The organism is Nocardiopsis sp. FIRDI 009 (assembly GCF_003386285.1).
Classification (GTDB): Bacteria; Actinomycetota; Actinomycetes; order Streptosporangiales; family Streptosporangiaceae; genus Nocardiopsis.
The window spans coordinates 15,904-34,946 of sequence record NZ_QPNC01000029.1 but is presented as its reverse complement, the minus strand read 5'-3'; the positions used below and the strand labels follow the sequence as shown (position 1 = coordinate 34,946).

Genomic DNA, 19,043 nt, shown 5'->3' with positions numbered 1-19,043 from the left:
AAACAACCAACATCCCCCCAGGTGGCACACCACTGAGCCCACGATCCCGACAGGGGCCGCCATGCACACCCACCCCCGTCCCCGTCCTCCAGGCGCCCACCTCCGGCGCGCGGCCGCCACGAGCGCCGCGCTGCTCCTCATCGGGGGCTCCACCGCGGTACCGGCCACGGCCGGGACCGCCGACCTCGACACGTTCACGATCGCCGTGACCCAGCAGGTCGACACCTTCAACCCCTTCATCGCCCAGCTGGCCGTCACCACCAACGTCCTCGGCCACGTCTACGACACCCTGGTCACCGTCGACCCCGAGACCAACGAGCCCGCCCCGGCGCTGGCCCAGCGGTGGCGGGCCAGCGACGACGGCCTCACCTGGACCTTCGAGCTCCGCGACGACGTCGTCTTCACCGACGGGGAGCCGCTCACCGCCGACGACGTCGCCTGGACGCTCACCACGATCATGGAGAACGACACCGCGGCCGTCGCCTCGGGCAGCTACGTCGCTGGGTTCGAGTCCGTCACCGCCGCGGATGACCGCACGGTCGTCGTCGAACTCGCCGAACCCCAGGCCACCATGGAGTCCCTCGCCGTTCCGATCGTCCCCCGACACGTGTGGGAACCGATCCTGGAGGAGGAGGGCGACGCCTTCGCCGACTACCCCAACGAGGAGTTCCCCGTCGTCGGCAGCGGCCCCTTCACGCTGGTCGGCCACGATCCGGGTGAGTCCATCACCCTGGAGGCCAACCCCGACCACTGGCGCGGCGCGCCCGGCTTCGACCGGGTCGTCCTGCGCTACTACTCCGAGAAGGACGCGGCGGTCGAGGCCCTGCGCGGCGGCGAGGTCACGTTCGTCTACGAGCTGACCGAGGCCCAGGCATCCTCGTTGGAGGACGTCGACGGCATCACCGTCAACCACGCAGACGGCAAGCGCTTCCAGGCCTTCACCATCAACCCCGGCGCCCGGACCCAGGACGGCGAGGCGTTCGGCGACGGTCACCCGGCCCTGGCCGACCGCACACTGCGCCAGGCCATCGTCATGGCCGTCGACAACGACGAGATCGTCGAACTCGCGCACGGCGGGCAGGCCGTCGCCGCCGGGGGGTACATCCCCGCGCGCTACGCCGACTTCCACTGGTCGCCGGAGGGGGAGGAGGACTTCCTCGCCTTCGACCCCGACGCCGCCAACGCCATGCTCGACGAGGCCGGGTACGAGCGGGACGAGGACGGCGTGCGCGTCTCGCCCGACGGGGACCGGCTCGAACTGCGCATGCACGTCCACCGGGACCGCCCCGCCAACGTCAACGCTGGGCTGATCCTCGTCGAGCGCCTCGCGGACATCGGCGTCGAGGTGGAGAACCTGACGGTCGACCCCGGAGTGCTCAGCGACGCCCTGTACGCCGCCGAGTACGACCTCATCTTCACGGGGTGGACGGTCAACCCCGACCCGGACTACGTACTGGGCATCCACACCTGCGGGGCGCTCCCCGAGGAACCCGGCACGATGCAGGGCGACGCCTACTTCTGCGACGAGGAGTACGACGAGCTCTACGCAGCGCAGCTCGCCGAGTACGACCGGTCCGCCCGCGCCGGGATCGTCCACGAACTCCAGGAGGTGCTCTACCGCGAGGCGGTCGTCAACGTCCTCGCCTACCCCAACATCATGGAGGCCTACCGCAGCGACCGGGTGTCCGACATCCAGATCCAGCCGGACCCGGGCGGCAACATCTGGGGCCAGGACGGTTACTGGGCCCTGTGGTCGGCCCGTCCCGTGGCCGCGGCCGACTCCGGCGGGGGCGCTGTGTCCACCGGGATCCTGGCCGGGGCCGGGGTGGTCGCGGTCGTGCTGGTGGCCGCTGGCGCCCTCGTTCTCATCCGCCGCCGAGCCACACTGGAGGACCGGGAGTGACCTCGACCCCCACCACGACGGGTGACCCGGCGGCGCAGGGACCGCCGGACGCCTCCCCGGCGCGCGACCGGGCCGGCCCCGGGCGCGCGTGGCGGGTGCTCGTGTACGTGTCCGGGCGGCTGCTGACCGCCGCGGTCTCCCTGGTCGCGGTGGTCGTCGCCGGGTTCTTCCTCTTCCGCGTCCTGCCCGGCGACCCGGTCCGAGCCATGACCGAGGGGCGTGAGGTCACCGCCGAACAGCGTGAGGAGCTGCGCCGCCAGTTCGGGCTGGACCAGTCGTTGTGGCAGCAGTTCCTCGACTACTGCGCCGGGCTCGCCCGGTTCGACCTCGGCACCTCCTTCCAGTACCGCGAGCCGGTGGCCGACCTCATCCTCGAACGGCTCGGCCCCACGGTCCTGCTCGCCGGCACGGGGACGGTCGTGGCCGCCCTCCTCGGCCTGTTCCTCGGCACACGGGCCGGATGGCGGCCGGGCGGGCGCGCCGACCGGGTCCACACCGCCGTGGCCCTGTTCCTCTGGTCGGTGCCCACGTTCTGGCTGGGGCTGCTCCTCATCGTCGTCCTCGCCTCGGGGCGCGGGTTCGTCCCCGGCCTGTTCCCCACCGGCGGCATGGTCTCCCCGGGGGTCTCCGGGGCCCTGGACACCGTGCTGGACACCGCCTGGCACATGGTGCTGCCGGTCGCCACCATGGTCGCGGTGATCTACGCCCAGTACCTCATGATCATGCGCTCGTCCCTGATGGACGAGAAGGGGGCCGACTACCTCACCACCGCCCGCGCCAAGGGTCTGCGCGACGGCCTCGTCCGCCGCAGGCACGCCGTGCCCAACGCCCTCCTGCCCACCGTCACCCTCGTCTTCCTCAACCTCGGCCAGGTCGTCTCCGGCGTCATCCTTGTCGAGACGGTGTTCTCCTGGCCGGGGCTCGGTCAGCTCTTCTACTCCGGCCTGCGCGTGCCCGACCTGGGGCTCGTCCAGGGACTCTTCGTCGTCTTCGCGGCCTCGGTGATCCTCATGAACCTGCTCGCCGACCTGGTGTACCCCCTGCTCGACCCCCGGGTGCGGCCGTGAGCGCCCCCACCGGGCGCGGCTCCCGGCCCGATCCCGGCCCCGAACGCGCGACCACACCCGTCCCGGCCCCTCCCCGGCCCACCGCGCTCGCCTGGCGCCGCCGACGGGCGGCCCTGGCCGCCTTCGCGCGCTCCTACGCCCGCCACCGCGCGGGCCTGGTCGGGCTGGCGGTCCTGCTCGCCATCAGCGTGCTGGCCCTGGCCGCGCCCCTGTTCGTCGACGAAGCCGGACTGAGCATCACCCGGGCGCCGGGCGACCCCTACGAGCCGCCGAGCTGGCGCCACCCGCTGGGCACCGACAACTTCGGGCGCTCGGTCCTGGACCTGGTGGTGTGGGGGGCCCGGGTCTCGCTCACGGTGGGTTTCCTGGCCACATTCGTCTCCGTCGCCCTGGGCACGGTCATCGGGATCACCGCCGGACACTTCGCCTCCTCCGGCGGCCTGGCGGGAAGGGCCGTGTCCACCGTCCTGATGCGGATCACCGACTGGTTCCTCGTCCTGCCCACCCTCGTCCTGGCCGTGGCGCTGGCCGCCGTCCTGCCGCGCGGTGTCGGCACCATCGTCCTGGCCATCGGCCTCACCGTGTGGCCGCCCACCGCCCGCCTGGTCCGGGCCCAGACCCTCGCGGTGGAGGCCAGACCCTACGTCGAACGCGCCCGCGCCCTCGGCGGAGGCCACGCGCACGTCATGGTGTGGCACGTCCTGCCGAACGTGACGCCCGTGGTGCTCGCCCAGACCACCCTGCTCGTGGCCACCTCGATCATCGCCGAGTCCACCCTGTCCTTCCTCGGCATGGGCGACCCCGCCACCGTGTCGTGGGGCGGGGTCCTGGAGGCGGCGCGCAACGCGGGGGCGATCAGCGCGGGGATCTGGTGGTACATGATCCCGCCGGGGCTGGCGATCGCCGTCGTCGCGCTCTCCTTCACCCTGTGCGGGCGCGCGGTCGAGTCCGTCCTCAACCCGCGACTCCGGGAGGCGCGTTGACCACCCTGCTCGACGTCCGCGACCTGCGTGTCACCTACCGCGCCCCGGGCGGCGACGTCCCGGCCGTGCGCGGGGTGGACCTGACCGTGGAGGCCGGGGGCACCCTGGGGCTGGCGGGCGAGTCCGGCAGCGGCAAGTCCACCGTCGCCCTGGCCCTGCTGCGGCTGCTGCCGGGAACGGCGCACACGACCGGCGAGATCCTGCTGGAGGGGGAGGACGTCCTCACCATGCGGTGGGGACGTCTGCGCGCGGTCCGCTGGGTGGGCGCCGCCGTCGTCTTCCAGGGCGCGCTGCACGCCCTGAACCCCGTCCGCCGGGTCGGCGACCAGATCGCCGAGCCCATGCTGATCCACCGCACCGTCGCCCCCGGCCGGGTCCGGGACCGCGTCGCCGAACTCCTGGAGCGGGTGGGACTGCCCGCCTCCCGCGCGGGGGACCACCCCCACCGTCTCTCCGGCGGCCAGCGGCAGCGGGTCATGATCGCCATGGCGCTGGCGTGCGAGCCGCGTCTGATCATCGCCGACGAGGCCACCACCGCCCTGGACGTGATGATCCAGGCGCAGGTCCTGGAGCTGCTCGGGGGACTCACCTCGGAGCAGGGCATCGGCATGATCATGATCAGCCACGATCTGTCGGTGCTCGCCGCGCACTGCGACCGGTTGGCCGTCATGTACGCGGGCCGCGTCGTGGAGCAGGGGCCCGCCACCGAGGTCGTGCGGGATCCGGCGCATCCCTACGCGAGCGCCCTGAGCTCCGCCTTCCCCCGGATCGGGGACCCCGCCTCACGCCTGGCGCCCCGTGGGCTGCCGGGCGAGCCGCCGGACCCCGCCGCCCCGCCGCCGGGGTGCGTGTTCCGACCGCGCTGCGTCTCCGCTCAGGACGTCTGCGCGGCCGTCGACCCGCCCCTGTACCCGGTGGCCCCCGACAGCGACGGGCGCTCGCCCCGCCACGCCGCGTGCGTCCACGTCGGTCCGGTGCGCCCCGGACCCGAGCGGAAGGAGCTTCCATGACCCGCGCCGACGGTTCCCCGGGGGTGCCGCCCGGCACCGTGCGGACCGGCGCCCACCCGCCCCCGTCGGTCGAGGAGTCCCCGACCGGCGGCTCCGGCGTCCGACCCGTCCTGAGCGCGCGCGGTGTGCAGGTCGCCTTCGGGGCGGGCGTCGCGCCGGGTGGCGGTCGGACCGTCCGCGCCGTCGACGGGGTCGATCTCGACGTGGCGGCGGGGGAGATCGTGGCCCTGGTGGGGGAGTCCGGGTGCGGTAAGACCACCTTGGGCCGGGTGCTGCTCGGCCTGGAGCGGCCGACCCGGGGAAGGGTGCTCTTCGAGGGCCGACCGCTGCGTTACGGCAGCCGCCACCTGCGCGGTTTCCGTCGCAGGGTCCAGCTGGTGCTGCAGGATCCGACCGGATCGCTCAACCCGCGCCGCACCGTGTACGAGGCGGTCGCCGAGGGGCTGCGTGTCCACGGGGGAACCACGGCCGAGGAGCCGGAGCGGGTCGCCCGGGCGCTGGCGCGGGCCGGGTTGCGTCCACCGGAACGGTTCCTGGCGCGCTACCCGCACGAGCTGTCGGGGGGACAGCGCCAGCGGGTCGTCATCGCCGGGGCGTTGGTCCTGGAACCGGAGGTCCTGGTCGCCGACGAACCGGTGGCCTCCCTGGACGCCTCCGTGCGCGGGGAGATCCTGCGCCTGCTGCTGGACCTGCGCGCCGAACTGGGGTTGTCGGCCCTGGTCGCCACGCACGACCTGGGCCTGGCGTGGAACATCGCCGACCGTGTCGCCGTGATGTACCTCGGCAGGGTGGTCGAGGTGGGCGGGGTGGAGGAGGTGCTCGCCGCGCCCCGCCACCCCTACACCAGGGCCCTGTTGTCGGTGCTGCCCGAGACCGAGGGCGCGCCGACGGTGTTGTCGGGGGAGCCCCCCGACCCCGCGCACGTGCCGCCGGGGTGCCGGTTCCACCCGCGCTGTCCGGTGCTGGCCTCGGGCGAGGCGGAGCGGGCGGGGGTGGCCGACCGGTGTCGGACGGTGGATCCCGCGGTCCTCAGGGGAAGCACCGTGCCGGAGGCGTCGTCCGAGGCCGGTGCCGGACACCGGGCCGCCTGTCACCGGGTCGCCGACGCCCGTGGCCGGATGCGGCCACCGGACCGTGCCGACGTGGGGGAATAGCGCCCGTGAAGCCCCGGTTCGGGGTGGACATGGCTACGGAGAACCCCGTCACCGACGGCACCACGAGTACCCGGACCGCCCCTCCCGAGGCGCCCCGCCCGGACGCGTTGTTCACCGAGCGCGACTTCTGGCGCGGCCGGGAGCTGGACCTGGAGCTCTACCTGGAGCGGATCGGGTTGGCGGGCGACCTGCCCCCGACCCTCGACACCCTGCGGGCCCTGCACCGCGCCCACCTGGCCGCGATCCCCTTCGAGAACCTCCAGATCGTCCTCGGCCGACCGATCCTCCTCGACGTGCCCGCGCTGACGGACAAGATGGTCCGGCGGCGCAGGGGCGGGTACTGCTACGAGCAGAACCTCCTGTTCGCGTCCGTCCTGGACCGGCTGGGGTTCACCTTCACCGCGTTGTCCGCCCGGGTCCTGGTGGGTGCGCAGGGGCACCCCCGGCCCTCCACCCACGCCCTGCTCAAGGTGGACGTGGACGGTACGCCGTGGCTGGCGGACGTCGGGTTCGGCGGCGGCGGGATGTTGGAGCCGTTCCCGTTCGTCGACGGCCACCAGGCGCGCCAGGGAGGCTGGGGTCTGCGCCTGGACCGCGTGGACGACATCAGCGCGGACGAGTGGTTGCTGCGCGGCTTCGACGGGGCGGGGTGGGGGCCGCTGTACTCCTTCACCACCGACGCGCGACTGCCCCAGGACTACGCGATCTTCAGCCACTACCTGGCCAGCCACCCCCGCTCTCCGTTCACCGGGCGGTTGATGGCCCAGACCATCGGCTCGGACGTCCAGCGCCTGCTCATGGACACCACCCTGTCCACGATCGGACCCGACGGCTCCCGGACCCAGACCGAGGTGCCGGTCGAGGAGGTCGGCCTCGTCCTGGACGAGGTGTTCGGCATCGGGCTCGACGCGGGGGAACGGGCCGGGGTCGAGCAGCGGCTCCGGGAGTTCACCAAGGAGTGACGCTCATCACACAGGCGGCGGGTGTGCCCTCCGCACCCGCCGCGACACCCGGTGTCACCGGCTCCGTCGTCGCGTACACAGCACCAGACACCTGGCGTATCTGGATTGTTCATCGGATTTCTGGTCGTTTCCCATGTTCGACCTCATTGACTCATGGGCAGGACCCTTGAGGTGTCACCCGAGGTGCGGGGTACCGAGAGGGGCGTCCCATGGCACGCATCACCACGGACGACGTACACGACTACATCAACGGGGTCTGCTTCAAGACCGGGCCTCCGGGCAAGGTCGGAGCCGAGACCGAATGGCTCGTCACCGATCCCGCCCGCCCGACCGAACCCGTCCACCTCGCCCGCCTCACGGACGCGTTGGACACGACCGAGACCCTGCCGGCGGGGAGCCGGATCACCTTCGAACCCGGCGGACAGCTCGAACTCAGCTCGGCCGCCCGACCCGGCCCAGCCGAGGTCCACGAAGCCCTGGCCGCGGACCTCGACCACGTCGGCAAGAACCTCGGGGAGGCCGGACTCCAACTGTCCGGGGCCGCACTCGACCCGGTCCGCCCGCCGCTGCGCCAGCTCCGTTCGGCCCGCTACACCGCGATGGAGCGCTTCTTCACCAACCACCGCCAGCCCAGCGGCCGCACCATGATGTGCAGCACCGCCTCCGTCCAGGTGTGCCTGGACACCGGCGCCGACGCCGCCGACCTGCGCTCCCGTTGGGAACTCACCCACCGCCTCGGCCCGGTGCTGGTCGCGGCGTTCGCCAACTCCGCGCTCTGGCGCGGCCGCCCGACCGGCTGGAAGTCCACCCGTTGGGCGATCTGGGCAGCCACCGACGCCTCCCGTACCCGACCGGTCCTCGACCGCGGCGACCGGTCCGACCCCGCCACCGCGTGGGCCGAGTACGCGCTGGCCGCCAGGGTCATGGCGATCCCCGAGGCCCCCGGAGGCGACGGCCGCTGGGTCGCCGACCCCGGCTGCACCCTCGCCGAGTGGATCGCTGGTCGGGGCCCCCGCCCCGCCACCCTCGCCGACCTGGAGTTCCACCTCAGTACGCTCTTCCCCCCGGTGCGCCCCCGCGGTTGGTGGGAGCTGCGCATGATCGACGCCCTCCCCCACCGCTGGTGGCCCGTTCCGATGGCGCTGACCGCCGCCCTGCTCGACGACCCCGCGGCCCGCGCGACCGCGGAGGAGGCCACGGAGCGGCTGTGCGGGGGGGAGGCCCCCAGCCCCCTCCTGTGGCTCAGGTCGGCACAGCGGGGTGTCACCGACCCCGAGATCGCCGCCTGCGCCCGGACCTGCTTCGACGCGGGTGTCCGCGCCCTGCCCCGCATGGGCGCGGCGCATCTGGCCTCCCTCGTCGACGACTACGCGGACCGGTACACGCGGCGCGGGCTGTCCCCGGCCGACATCGGCCCGCGGGCCCCCGGTCCCCGCGGTGCGGGGCCGGGGACGCCCGGCACGGGTCCGGATCCAGTCCACCACTCCGAGTCACGTGGAGGAGCACGGTGAACCACGAACAGGAGCGCGCCAAGGAGCGCATCGCCCTCGAGCTCGAACACAGCCGCCGGCGCAGCAACGGTCTGACACTCGACGCCCTGAACGACGAGGGGCTGCTCGCCCAGCACTCCAAACTCATGTCGCCACTGGTCTGGGACCTGGCGCACATCGGCAACTACGAGGAGCAGTGGCTACTGCGTGCGGCGGGCGGCCGCGAGGCGCTGCGCCCCGACATCGACCACCTCTACGACGCCTTCGAGAACCCGCGCGCCGAACGGGTCACCCTGCCGCTGCTCACACCGGACGAGGCCGCCGACTACAACGACCGGGTGCGCCGCGAAGTGCTCGACGTCCTGGACAAGGCCGACATCGCCCCCGTCGTACCCCGGCAGCGTGAGGGCGTCGACGGCCACCGCGCCCTGCTCGACGCGGGGTTCGTCTTCCACATGGTCATCCAGCACGAACACCAGCACGACGAGACCATGCTCGCCACCCACCAGCTGCGCAAGGGCGAGCCCGTGCTCCTGGACGGCTCCGGAGGGGTGGCCGCGCTGAGCCCGCCCGCGGAGGCGGAGGTGCTCGTTCCGGCCGGGCCCTTCACCATGGGCACCACCGACGATCCGTGGGCCTACGACAACGAACGCCCCGCCCACACGGTCGACCTGCCCGCCTACTGGATCGACACCCGCCTGGTCACCAACGCGGAGTACCTGCGGTTCATGGCCGACGGCGGCTACCAGACCCGGTACTGGTGGACCCGCGAGGGGTGGGAGTGGCGGCAGCGCCGGAACGCCGTCTCCCCGGCCTTCTGGATCCGTGAGGGCCAGGACTGGTCGCGCCGCAGGTTCGGCCGCCACGAGATGGTGCCGCCGGAGGAACCCGTGCAGCACGTCAGCTTCCACGAGGCGCAGGCCTACGCGCGCTGGGCGGGCAAACGCCTGCCCACCGAGGCGGAGTGGGAGAAGGCCGCCCGGTTCGACCCCGCGACGGGGCGGTCGACGCGTTATCCGTGGGGCGACGACGAACCGGGGACCCGCCACGCCAACCTGGGCCAGCGCCGCCTCGGCCCCTCACCGGCCGGACGCCACCCCGACGGCGCCTCCCCGCTGGGCGTGCAGCAGCTGATCGGTGACGTGTGGGAGTGGACGTCCACGACCTTCGACGGATACCCGGGCTTCCGCGCCTTCCCGTACCGCGAGTACTCCGAGGTGTTCTTCGACGAGGGGTACAAGGTGCTGCGCGGCGGCTCGTGGGCCACCCACCCCACCGCGGTGCGCTCGACCTTCCGCAACTGGGACCACCCGATCCGGCGGCAGATCTTCAGCGGTTTCCGCTGCGCCCGCGACGCGGAGTCCTACTGATGTGCCGCCACCTGGCCTACCTGGGGCCGCCGCGCACGGTGCACGAGCTGCTGTACGCGGCGCCCCACTCCCTCCACGTACAGTCCTGGGCGCCGCGCATGCAGCGGCACGGCACCGTCAACGCCGACGGGTTCGGCGTCGGCTGGTACCCCCGGGGGGAGGCGTCCGAGGGGTGGACGCCCGAGCCGCTCCGCTACCGCCGCGCCATGCCCATCTGGGGTGACGCCTCCTTCGCCGACGCCGCCCGGTCCATCGCCTCCGGGTGCGTGGTGGCGGCCGTCCGCGACGTCACCGCCGGGTTCGGCTCCGAGGAGTCGGGGGCCCAGCCCTTCCGAGCCGACCGGCTGCTGTTCAGCCACAACGGGGCGGTCAAGGACGACGAGGCGCTCACCGCCGCCTTCGCCGCGCCCCCGCCCACCGGTGCCATGGACGCCCGTGCTCCGGTGGACTCGGCGCCGCTGTTCGCGCACACCCTCCGGCTGTGGCGGTCCTCGGGGGACCTCGCCGGGACGCTGGCCGCCGTGGTCGGCCACGCCCGTGAGCACTCCGAGGGGCGCTACAACCTGCTCGCCAGCGACGGTGAGTCCATCGTCGGGACGGCGGCGGGGGACACCCTGTTCGTCCTGCGCGAGAGCGGGGGAGGGGTCTTCCTGGCCTCCGAACCCTTCGACGACGACCCCGGCTGGTACCCGGTCCCCGACGACTCGGTGGTGGTCGCCACGGCGCACGGTACCGAGATCACGCCGCTGCGCTGAGCGGACGCTGGACGATCCCCCGGGTACACCCCATAGGGACACAGGAGGCAGTATGTTCCGGATTGACCGAAACCTGACCGCTGACGACCTCGACAAGGCCCTCCGCAGGGACGTGGCCGAAGGGCTCACCCTCCGGCCCAAACAGCTCCCGCCCAAGTGGTTCTACGACGAACGCGGCAGCGCCCTGTTCGAGGAGATCACCGAACTCCCCGAGTACTACCCCACCCGCACCGAACGGTCGATCCTCGAAGAACGCGCCGACGAGATCGCCGCCGCCGCCGACGCGGAGGCGCTCATCGAGCTCGGCTCCGGCTCCGGCGTGAAGACCCGCCTCCTCCTCGACGCCATGCGCCGCCACGGCCGCCTCACCCGGTTCGTCCCCGTCGACGTCAGCGGCGACTTCCTCGCCGCCTCCGCCTCCAGCCTCGCCAAGGACTACCCGGGCCTGGACGTCCACGCCGTCGTCGGCGACTTCGAGGAACATCTCGGCCTGCTGCCCGTCGGCGAGGACGGGGGCCGCCAGATCCTCGCCGTCCTCGGCTCCACCATCGGCAACCAGGAACCACGCGCCCGGGCCGCCTTCCTCCACGACATCCGGGGCGTCCTGAGGTCCGGTGACTCCCTCCTGCTCGGGGCCGACCTCGTCAAGGACCCCGGACGCCTGGTCACCGCCTACGACGACGCGCGGGGCGTCACCGCCGCCTTCAACCGCAACGTCCTGTCGGTCATCAACGAGCGACTGGGCGCCGACTTCCGCCCCGCCGCCTTCGACCACGTCGCCCTGTGGAACGCCGACCAGGAGTGGATCGAGATGAGACTGCGCTCCCGCACCGACCAGCGCGTCCGGGTCGCCGACCTCGACCTGTCCGTCGACTTCGCCGAGGGGGAGGAGATGCGCACCGAGATCTCCGCCAAGTTCCGCCGCGAGAAACTGGGCGGGGAACTCGTCGCCGCCGGGTTCACCCCCACGCACTGGTGGACCGACCCGGCCGGGGACTTCGCCCTGGCCCTGGCCGCAGCCCACTGAACGCTCACAGCGCCGTCATCGTCCCCAGGAGGGTTCCGACCAGGTACGTCACCAGCATCGCGAACGCCCCGCCCACCATGGACCGCAGTGCCGCCCGCGCCGGCACCGCGCCGCCCAGCCGGGCGCTGACGGCGCCCAGCACACCGGTGGCCGCCAGGACCGCGACCACCGTGATCGTCAACCGCCAGGCGTCCGGGCTGAGCAGCATCGCCGAGAGCGGCACCAGGGCGCCCAGCGCGAAGGCGAACAGGCTCGATCCCGCCGCCTGCCACGGGCTCACCCGGTAGGGGGTCAACCCCAGCTCCACCTCGGCGTGGGCCCTCAGCGCATCCCGCGCGGTCAGCGCGCGCGCCACCTCGCGCGCGAGCCGCTCCTCCAGCCCCCGTGCGCGGTACAGGCCGACCAGCTCCTCCAGCTCACCGGCCGGATCGGTGGCCAACTCCCACCGCTCGCGCGCCAGCGCCGCCCGTTCGGTGTCGCGCTGCGTGCTGACCGAGACGTACTCCCCGGCGGCCATCGACAGCGCCCCCGCCATCGTCCCGGCCACCCCCGCGATCAGCAGCGCCCCGCGGTGCGGCGTCGCCCCGGCCACCCCGACGACCAGGCCGGCCATGGACACGATGCCGTCGTTGGCGCCGAGCACCGCGGCGCGCAGACGGTTCAGCAGGGACCCCAGCCGCCGCTGCTTGCCGTCCGCTCCGTCGCGCCCGCTCCCGGGCCGTGGCCCCGTCATGGCGCCATCGTCGCACGTGACCGGTCGGGAGACCGCCAGCGACTCCGGTACGGTTGTGCCGTGTTCAAGGTAGGAGTTTTCGGCGCCGATGGGCGCATGGGGTCAGAGGTCGTCAAGGCGGTACAGGGCGCCGACGACATGGAACTCGTCGCGGGGATCGACCGCGCCGCCGACCGCGACGCGGTGCTGGGGGCGGACTACGTCGTCGACTTCACCCACCCCGACGCGGTGATGGACAACCTGGAGTGGCTCATCGACCACGGGATCCACGCCGTCGTCGGCACCAGTGGATTCGACGAGGCCAAGCTCGACCGGGTGCGCGCCATGCTCGCGGCCAAGCCGGGCGCCAAGGTGCTGATCGCCCCGAACTTCGGTGTGGCAGCCGTGCTCATGATGCACTTCGCCCGCAAGGCCGCGCCGTACTTCGACTCGACCGAGATCATCGAGCTGCACCATCCCCACAAGGCCGACGCCCCCAGCGGAACCGCCTACCGGACGGCCGAACTGGTCGCCGAGGCCCGGCGGGAGGCGGGCGCGGCCCCGATGCCCGACGCCACCACCTCCGAGATCGCGGGCGCCCGCGGCGCCGACGTCGACGGCGTCCGCGTGCACGCCCTGCGCATCTCCGGGCTCATCGCCCACCAGGAGGTCGTGTTCGGGACCGACGGGGAGACCCTCAAGATCCGGCACGACTCGATGAACCGCACGTCCTTCATGCCGGGCGTGCTCCTGGGCGTCCGCAGGGTCGCCGACCTGCCCGAGCCGCTCACCCTGGGCCTGGAGCCCCTGCTCGGCCTGGACTAGCACGCTGGTTCCCGGTCCGCGGGACGCAGCGGACCGGGAACCGCTCACTGCGGGGGCGGCAGCACCGGTCTGCCGTCCTCCAGGTAGAGCGGTCCGCCCCCGTCGGCGACGGTGAGCGCCGCGAGCATCCGCCGGGCCGTGTTCGGGGACAGGACCTCGTGCAGGTCGCCCGGGTCGTGCCAGGCCCACCCGGACAGCTCGTCGGCGGGCAGGCGCAGTTCGGCGTCCTCGGGCAGTTGCGCGGTGAACAGCCACTGGAGCGCCGTGGTGCGCGGCGGGCTCGCCGGGACCCAGTCCACGACCGCCACCCGCAGCACGCGCGCCTCGACCCCCAGCTCCTCGCGGAGCTCGCGGCGGCAGGCGGCCAGCGGCGACTCGTCCGCCTCGATGACCCCTCCGGGCACGCCCCAGGGCCGCTCGGGGACGTAGGTGCGTCTGACCAGCAGCACGCCGCCGGACTCGGAGCGGATCACGGCCCCCGCCGCTCCCCGGGTCGCGGGCAGGCCCGCGTAGAACTCCTCCTCGGTCACGCCACCGACCCTAATACGCGTGCTCGGAGCAACACTTCCGGGTGCCTGTCGATCGGCCTCCAGCGTCCTAACCCTCGGGCTCGGAACGCGCCATTGGGCGACGACGTCGGCCGGACGCCCACACCACGATTTTCACCCGCTCAGGGTGGCGCCGCCAGGCGCTCGGATAACTAACCCCGGATCCTCAGCCCAGGGCCAGACCGACCGAGAACAGCACCCCGAAGGCCAACTGGAGCCTGCCGGTCTCGCCCAGCCCCAGCACCAGGTCGCGGCCCACCTGACCGCCCAGGACGCGTCGCGTCGGCCGCACCGCCAACGGCGCCGACAGCACCACCAGCGGGACCCACCAGTACACCGGTGTCAGCACCAGCGCCACCGCGTACACCGCCGCGATCGCGCCCGCGAACAGGCGGCGGGTGCCCGCCTCGCCCAGTCGCACGGCGAGCGTGATCTTGCCGGTCTCCCGGTCCGTCGGGATGTCCCTCAGGTTGTTGATCACCAGCACCGAGCACGACAGCAGCCCCACCGGGACGGCGGCCACCCACGCCTGCCACGGCGCCGATCCCACCTGGACGAACACGGTGCCGACGACCGCCACCAGGCCGAAGAAGACGAACACCGACACCTCGCCCAGGCCCCGGTACCCGTACGGAGACCGCCCGCCGGTGTAGTACCAGGCCGCGGCGATCGCGGTGGCGCCCACCAGCAGCAGCCACCACGACGACGTCGCCACCAGCACCAGACCCACCACGGCCGCGAGCGCGAAGCTCGCCAGGGCCGCGGCCAGCACCTGCCGGGGCGGGGCCAGCCCGCTCGCGGTCAGCCGGACCGGACCCGTCCGCTCCGCGGTGTCGGTGCCCTTCACGCCGTCGCTGTAGTCGTTGGCGAAGTTCACCCCCACCTGGAGCGCCAGCGACACCACCATCGCCAGCAGCGCCTTCCACCACACGAACCCGCCCAGGGCGAAGGCCAGGGCGGTGCCGACCGCCACCGGCACGATCGAGTTCGGCAGCGTACGGGGGCGCGTCCCCGAGACCCATTCACTGACCGTGGCCACGCGCGGTCCCTCCACACTCGACGGCGGCGCCCAGCCCGTCCGGGCGCACGGTGATCCGACCTTTCCACGGTAGTCCCCGCTCAGCGCGGGGTGCGCAGCCGGTCGCTACACACCGATCGCCGCGTGCAACCGCACCATCGTCAACGGGCGTCCCAGGTCGATCTCCCGGCGGGCCCCGTCCGGACGCCACCCGGACGACTCGAAGAAGGCACGCAGTGCGTTGTCGGCCTCGGGCACCCACACGTACACGGTGCCGAAACCGGACTCGACCAGCTGATCCACGCACGCGTTCAGCAACCGGCTCCCGTGCCCCCGCCGGGTCGCCTCCGGAGCCACGTGCAGCGCGAACACCTCCGCGTCCTTCCCCGGCCACAGGTCCGGGTCACCGGCCGGGCCGAACGCGGCGAAGCCGACGACCGTGCGGGCCCCCGCCTCCTCGTCCGTGGCCACCACCAACCGGTGCCGCGAGGTCGGCGGCGACGCCAGCGCCGACGCCCACTGCTCACGGAACCGTTCGCGGGCCTCCCCGCCCCCCATCTCCGTCAGCACATCGTCGGGTAGCAGCTCCCCGTACACCGACCGCCACGACGCCACCTGGACGGCCACGACGGTGTCCACGTCGGCGGCGCGGGCGGGGCGGACGAACTGGGCAGTGGACACGGTCGGGCCTCCTCGGGCGGCAAGATGACCAACGCCGGAGTTTCCGGACCTTGCCATGGCATGGGAACATCTACGTCGTGAGCCTCATTATCAGAGTTATCGTGAACGCGCTCGCCCTTTGGGCGGCTGTCTACCTCATCGACGGGATCGAGGTCGCGACCCAGGACACGACCGAGCAGATCCTCGTCTACCTTGGTGTCGGTGCGATCTTCGGCCTGGTCAACGCCGTCATCAAACCGATCGTCAAAACGGTGGGGTGCCTGTTCTACGTCCTGACCCTGGGACTGATCGGGCTGGTCGTCAACGCGCTGCTGCTCCTGCTCACGAACTGGATCGCCGGACTCTTCGGGGTCCCCTTCCACATCGACGGGTTCTGGCCCGCCTTCTGGGGGGCGATCGTCATCGCGATCGTGAGCTGGCTGGCCAGCCTGTTCCTCCCGGACGGTAACGACGACTGACCGTTCACCCTCCGTCCCGCCGCGCTGACCTGCGAGCGGACCCCGGACCCGCCCGCGTGGCGCGGGTCCGGGATGGGTAGGTTCACATTCCGGGCCATCAACCTCGACCCACGAGGACGGCGGCCCGCGCAGACCTGACCCCGCGACCCCACACGCGGGGCGCACCAGATCTTTCCCGCGACCGGAACGGATTCCGCCGGTCGCGGTGGCGGACGCGAAGCGCCGCCCGCCCGTGCCCGGACACGTCCGGACCGCGGGCACGTCCAGCTGTTGACGCACACCGAGAGGAGGAGGGGCACACCCGGGCCCACCGCCCCGCAGCGGCGGCCCGAACGCCTTTCACAGCGATGGTGGACACCAAGAACCGCCCGTTCGGCAAGATGCTGACCGCGATGGTCACGCCCATGCTCGATGACGGCGAACTCGACTACGAGGGCGCGGCCCGTCTGGCCACGTACCTGGTCGACGAGCAGCACAACGACGGCCTCATCATCAGCGGTACGACCGGCGAGTCGCCCACGACCAGCGACGACGAGAAGGACCGCCTGCTCCGCGTGGTCCTGGAGGCGGTCGGCGACCGCGCCACCGTGGTGGCCGGGGTCGGCACCAACGACACCCGCCACAGCATCCGGCTCGCCAAGGCCGCGGAGAAGGCGGGCGCGCACGGCCTGCTGGCCGTGACGCCCTACTACAACAAGCCGCCGCAGGAAGGCCTCATCCGGCACTTCACCTCGATCGCGGACTCCACCGACCTCCCGGTCATGCTCTACGACATCCCGCACCGCACCGGGACGCCGATCGCCTCCGAGACCCTCGTCCGGCTGGCCGAGCACCCGCGCATCGTCGCCAACAAGGACGCCAAGGACAACGTCGGCGCCAGTTCCTGGGTCATGGCCCGCACCGACCTCGCCTACTACTGCGGCACCGACATCCTCAACCTGCCGCTGCTGTCGGTGGGCGCCGCCGGGTTCGTCAGCGTCGTCGGTCACATCGTCGGCTCCGACCTGCGCGAGATGATCGACGTCTACGAGGCGGGCGAGGTCAGCCAGGCCCTGGCCATCCACCGCCGCCTCACCCCGGTCTACACGGGGATGTTCCGCACCCAGGGCGTCATCACCACCAAGGCCGTGCTCAACCTGTTCGGCCTGCCCTCCGGCCCGGTGCGCACACCGCTGGCGGACGCCTCCTCCGAGCTCCAGGCCCTCCTGCGCGAGGACCTGGCCGCCGCGGGCGTCAAGGGTCCGATCGGGCTCGCGCCCCACCAGGCCGTCCCGGCCAGCGCCGTCAACGTCGAGCGCCTGGCGGAGGGGTCCGTATGAGCCACCCCCACCCCGAACTGGGGCCCCCGCCGCCGCTCGGCGAGGGCGTGCTGCGCGTCGTGCCGCTGGGCGGACTCGGCGAGATCGGCCGCAACATGACGGTCTTCGAGTACGACGGCCGCCTGCTCATCGTCGACTGCGGCGTCCTCTTCCCGGAGGAGGAGCAACCCGGCGTCGACCTGATCCTGCCGGACTTCGACCACATCCGGGACCGGCTCGACGACGTCGAGGCGATCGTGCTCACCCACGGGCACGAGGACCACATCGGCGGCGTGCCCTTCCTGCTGCGCGAGCGCGAGGACATCCCGATCGTCGGCTCCAAGCTCACCCTGGCGCTGATCACCGCCAAGCTGGGCGAGCACCGCATCAAGCCGGAGACGGTCCTGGTCGAGGAGGGGGAGCGACACGACTTCGGCCCCTTCGACCTGGAGTTCTTCGCGGTCAACCACTCCATCCCCGACGCGCTGGCGATCGGCATCCGCACCCCGGCCGGGACGGTGCTGCACACCGGCGACTTCAAGATGGACCAGCTGCCGCTGGACGGACGCCTCACCGACCTGGGCGGCTTCGCCCGGTTCGGCGACGAGGGCGTGGACCTGCTGCTGTCGGACTCCACCAACGCCGAGCAGCCGGGCTTCGTGGTCAGCGAGCGCGACCTCAACGAGGCCATCGACAAGGTGTTCCGCACCTCCGACAAGCGCATCGTCGTGGCCTGCTTCGCCTCGCACGTGCACCGCGTCCAACAGGTGATCGACGCCGCCGTCAAGCACGGCCGCAAGATCGCGTTCGTGGGCCGGTCCATGGTCCGCAACATGAACATCGCGCGCGACCTGGGCTACCTGAGCGTGCCCGGGGACACCATCATCGACGTCAAGCAGCTCGACCAGCTGCCGCCCGACGAGGTCCTGATGGTGTGCACGGGGTCGCAGGGCGAGCCGATGGCCGCGCTGAGCCGCATGGCCAACCGCGACCACCAGATCCGCATCGAGGAGGGCGACACCGTCCTGCTCGCGTCCTCGCTGATCCCGGGCAACGAGAACTCCGTCAACCGGGTGATCAACGGCCTGACCCGCTGGGGCGCCAGGGTCGTGCACAAGGGCAACGCCCTGGTGCACGTGTCCGGGCACTCCTCCGCCGGTGAGCTGCTGTACGTGCTCAACATGGTGCGACCGCGCAACTTCATGCCGGTGCACGGCGAGTGGCGGCACCTGCGCGCCCACGCCGACCTGGCCAAGGCCACCGGAGTCCCGCAGGACCGGATCTGCATCGCCGAGGACGGTGTCGTCGTCGACCTGTACAAGAACCGGGCCAAGATCGTCGGTGCGGTCCAGGCCGGGTACGTGTACGTGGACGGTTCGTCGGTCGGCGACGTCTCCGAGGCCTCGCTCAAGGACCGCCGCATCCTCGGCGAGGAGGGGTTCATCTCCGTCGTCGTGGCCGTGGACTCCACCACGGGCAAGATCCTCGGCGAGCCCGAGATCCACACGCGCGGCGCCGGGATCGCCCCGGACGCCTACGACGACGTCGTGGACAAGCTCCAGGCCGCCCTGGACAAGGCCGCCAGTGACGGTGTCAACGACCCGCACCAGCTCCGGCAGCTCATCCGCCGCAGCGCGGGCCGGTGGGTGAACGAGACCTACCGCCGTCGTCCGATGATCATCCCCGTCCTGGTCGAGGTCTGACCGGACGGTCGCTTTCCGTGTACGGCCCGAGGCGCGATGTGCGACCTCGGGCCGTACGGCGTTCCCGGGACCGGTTCCG

General features: G+C 72.5%; 18 protein-coding genes. 14 read left to right on the top strand and 4 right to left on the bottom strand.

Annotation, left to right across the window (positions count from 1 at the left end; translation table 11 throughout):
- Nucleotides 1-61: 61 nt before the first annotated feature.
- The 10 genes from DVR05_RS22280 (at nt 62) to egtD (ending at nt 11,721) form a co-directional block, all read left to right on the top strand.
- On the top strand, nt 62-1,903 hold the full coding sequence (locus DVR05_RS22280) for an ABC transporter substrate-binding protein (RefSeq protein ID WP_116247866.1): 1,842 nt from the start codon (nt 62-64) through the stop codon (nt 1,901-1,903).
- Nucleotides 1,900-2,970: an ABC transporter permease gene (locus DVR05_RS22275; RefSeq protein WP_116247865.1), complete on the top strand. Its 1,071-nt coding sequence runs from the start codon at nt 1,900-1,902 to the stop codon at nt 2,968-2,970. Before DVR05_RS22280 ends, DVR05_RS22275 begins: the two co-directional genes overlap by 4 nt.
- Nucleotides 2,967-3,953, top strand: a complete 987-nt coding sequence (locus DVR05_RS22270) for an ABC transporter permease (RefSeq protein ID WP_116247864.1) — start codon at nt 2,967-2,969, stop codon at nt 3,951-3,953. Before DVR05_RS22275 ends, DVR05_RS22270 begins: the two co-directional genes overlap by 4 nt.
- On the top strand, nt 3,950-4,963 hold the full coding sequence (locus tag DVR05_RS22265) for an ABC transporter ATP-binding protein (RefSeq protein WP_116247863.1): 1,014 nt from the start codon (nt 3,950-3,952) through the stop codon (nt 4,961-4,963). The genes DVR05_RS22270 and DVR05_RS22265 overlap by 4 nt, the downstream gene beginning before the upstream one ends.
- Nucleotides 4,960-6,117, top strand: a complete 1,158-nt coding sequence (locus DVR05_RS22260; RefSeq protein WP_116247862.1) for an ABC transporter ATP-binding protein — start codon at nt 4,960-4,962, stop codon at nt 6,115-6,117. The genes DVR05_RS22265 and DVR05_RS22260 overlap by 4 nt, the downstream gene beginning before the upstream one ends.
- Before the next feature lie 29 nt (nt 6,118-6,146).
- Nucleotides 6,147-7,079 carry an arylamine N-acetyltransferase gene (locus DVR05_RS22255; RefSeq protein ID WP_116247912.1) on the top strand — a complete coding sequence of 311 codons (933 nt, stop codon included), beginning with the start codon at nt 6,147-6,149 and terminating at the stop codon, nt 7,077-7,079.
- 209 nt (nt 7,080-7,288) lie between these two features.
- Complete coding sequence (gene egtA / locus DVR05_RS22250) at nt 7,289-8,590, top strand: ergothioneine biosynthesis glutamate--cysteine ligase EgtA (protein WP_116247861.1); 1,302 nt, start codon at nt 7,289-7,291, stop codon at nt 8,588-8,590.
- Nucleotides 8,587-9,939, top strand: a complete 1,353-nt coding sequence (egtB, locus tag DVR05_RS22245) for an ergothioneine biosynthesis protein EgtB (protein WP_116247860.1) — start codon at nt 8,587-8,589, stop codon at nt 9,937-9,939. The genes egtA and egtB overlap by 4 nt, the downstream gene beginning before the upstream one ends.
- Complete coding sequence (gene egtC / locus DVR05_RS22240; protein ID WP_116247859.1) at nt 9,939-10,694, top strand: ergothioneine biosynthesis protein EgtC; 756 nt, start codon at nt 9,939-9,941, stop codon at nt 10,692-10,694. The genes egtB and egtC overlap by 1 nt, the downstream gene beginning before the upstream one ends.
- A 52-nt stretch (nt 10,695-10,746) precedes the next feature.
- Nucleotides 10,747-11,721, top strand: coding sequence for an L-histidine N(alpha)-methyltransferase (gene egtD, locus DVR05_RS22235; protein ID WP_116247858.1), 975 nt, complete (start codon nt 10,747-10,749; stop codon nt 11,719-11,721).
- Nucleotides 11,722-11,725: 4 nt separating this feature from the next.
- Here egtD and DVR05_RS22230 read toward each other — a convergent pair whose 3' ends face one another.
- Nucleotides 11,726-12,454: a VIT family protein gene (locus tag DVR05_RS22230; protein ID WP_116247857.1), complete on the bottom strand. Its 729-nt coding sequence runs from the start codon at nt 12,452-12,454 to the stop codon at nt 11,726-11,728.
- Nucleotides 12,455-12,514: 60 nt separating this feature from the next.
- On the opposite strand from DVR05_RS22230, the gene dapB reads away from it, so the two are divergent.
- A complete protein-coding gene (gene dapB / locus DVR05_RS22225; RefSeq protein ID WP_116247856.1) occupies nt 12,515-13,258 on the top strand; it encodes a 4-hydroxy-tetrahydrodipicolinate reductase in 744 nt (247 codons plus the stop codon).
- Nucleotides 13,259-13,302: 44 nt separating this feature from the next.
- On the opposite strand, the gene DVR05_RS22220 is transcribed toward dapB, so the two are convergent.
- From DVR05_RS22220 to DVR05_RS22210, 3 genes are all read right to left on the bottom strand, one after another.
- Nucleotides 13,303-13,788, bottom strand: a complete 486-nt coding sequence (locus DVR05_RS22220; RefSeq protein ID WP_116247855.1) for an NUDIX hydrolase — start codon at nt 13,786-13,788, stop codon at nt 13,303-13,305.
- Between the two features lie 184 nt (nt 13,789-13,972).
- Nucleotides 13,973-14,845, bottom strand: a complete 873-nt coding sequence (locus tag DVR05_RS22215; protein WP_116247854.1) for a 1,4-dihydroxy-2-naphthoate polyprenyltransferase — start codon at nt 14,843-14,845, stop codon at nt 13,973-13,975.
- Between the two features lie 105 nt (nt 14,846-14,950).
- Complete coding sequence (locus tag DVR05_RS22210) at nt 14,951-15,505, bottom strand: GNAT family N-acetyltransferase (RefSeq protein ID WP_116247853.1); 555 nt, start codon at nt 15,503-15,505, stop codon at nt 14,951-14,953.
- A 77-nt stretch (nt 15,506-15,582) separates the two neighbouring features.
- Between DVR05_RS22210 and DVR05_RS22205 the strand changes: the two genes are divergently transcribed.
- The 3 genes from DVR05_RS22205 (at nt 15,583) to DVR05_RS22195 (ending at nt 18,964) form a co-directional block, all read left to right on the top strand.
- Nucleotides 15,583-15,963, top strand: coding sequence for a phage holin family protein (locus DVR05_RS22205; RefSeq protein ID WP_116247852.1), 381 nt, complete (start codon nt 15,583-15,585; stop codon nt 15,961-15,963).
- Between the two features lie 347 nt (nt 15,964-16,310).
- Nucleotides 16,311-17,282 carry a 4-hydroxy-tetrahydrodipicolinate synthase gene (gene dapA / locus DVR05_RS22200; RefSeq protein ID WP_116247851.1) on the top strand — a complete coding sequence of 324 codons (972 nt, stop codon included), beginning with the start codon at nt 16,311-16,313 and terminating at the stop codon, nt 17,280-17,282.
- Nucleotides 17,279-18,964 carry a ribonuclease J gene (locus tag DVR05_RS22195; RefSeq protein ID WP_116247850.1) on the top strand — a complete coding sequence of 562 codons (1,686 nt, stop codon included), beginning with the start codon at nt 17,279-17,281 and terminating at the stop codon, nt 18,962-18,964. Before dapA ends, DVR05_RS22195 begins: the two co-directional genes overlap by 4 nt.
- Nucleotides 18,965-19,043: the final 79 nt, after the last annotated feature.

Bases quoted from the DNA above. Each gene is read 5' to 3' on its own strand.
- DVR05_RS22280 (WP_116247866.1), top strand. From the start codon at position 62: ATGCACACCCACCCCCGTCCCCGTCCTCCAGGCGCCCACCTCCGGCGC.
- DVR05_RS22260 (WP_116247862.1), top strand. From the start codon at position 4,960: ATGACCCGCGCCGACGGTTCCCCGGGGGTGCCGCCCGGCACCGTGCGG.
- DVR05_RS22255 (WP_116247912.1), top strand. From the start codon at position 6,147: ATGGCTACGGAGAACCCCGTCACCGACGGCACCACGAGTACCCGGACC.
- egtA (WP_116247861.1), top strand. From the start codon at position 7,289: ATGGCACGCATCACCACGGACGACGTACACGACTACATCAACGGGGTC.
- egtC (WP_116247859.1), top strand. From the start codon at position 9,939: ATGTGCCGCCACCTGGCCTACCTGGGGCCGCCGCGCACGGTGCACGAG.
- egtD (WP_116247858.1), top strand. From the start codon at position 10,747: ATGTTCCGGATTGACCGAAACCTGACCGCTGACGACCTCGACAAGGCC.
- DVR05_RS22230 (WP_116247857.1), bottom strand. From the start codon at position 12,454: ATGACGGGGCCACGGCCCGGGAGCGGGCGCGACGGAGCGGACGGCAAG.
- dapA (WP_116247851.1), top strand. From the start codon at position 16,311: ATGGTGGACACCAAGAACCGCCCGTTCGGCAAGATGCTGACCGCGATG.
- DVR05_RS22195 (WP_116247850.1), top strand. From the start codon at position 17,279: ATGAGCCACCCCCACCCCGAACTGGGGCCCCCGCCGCCGCTCGGCGAG.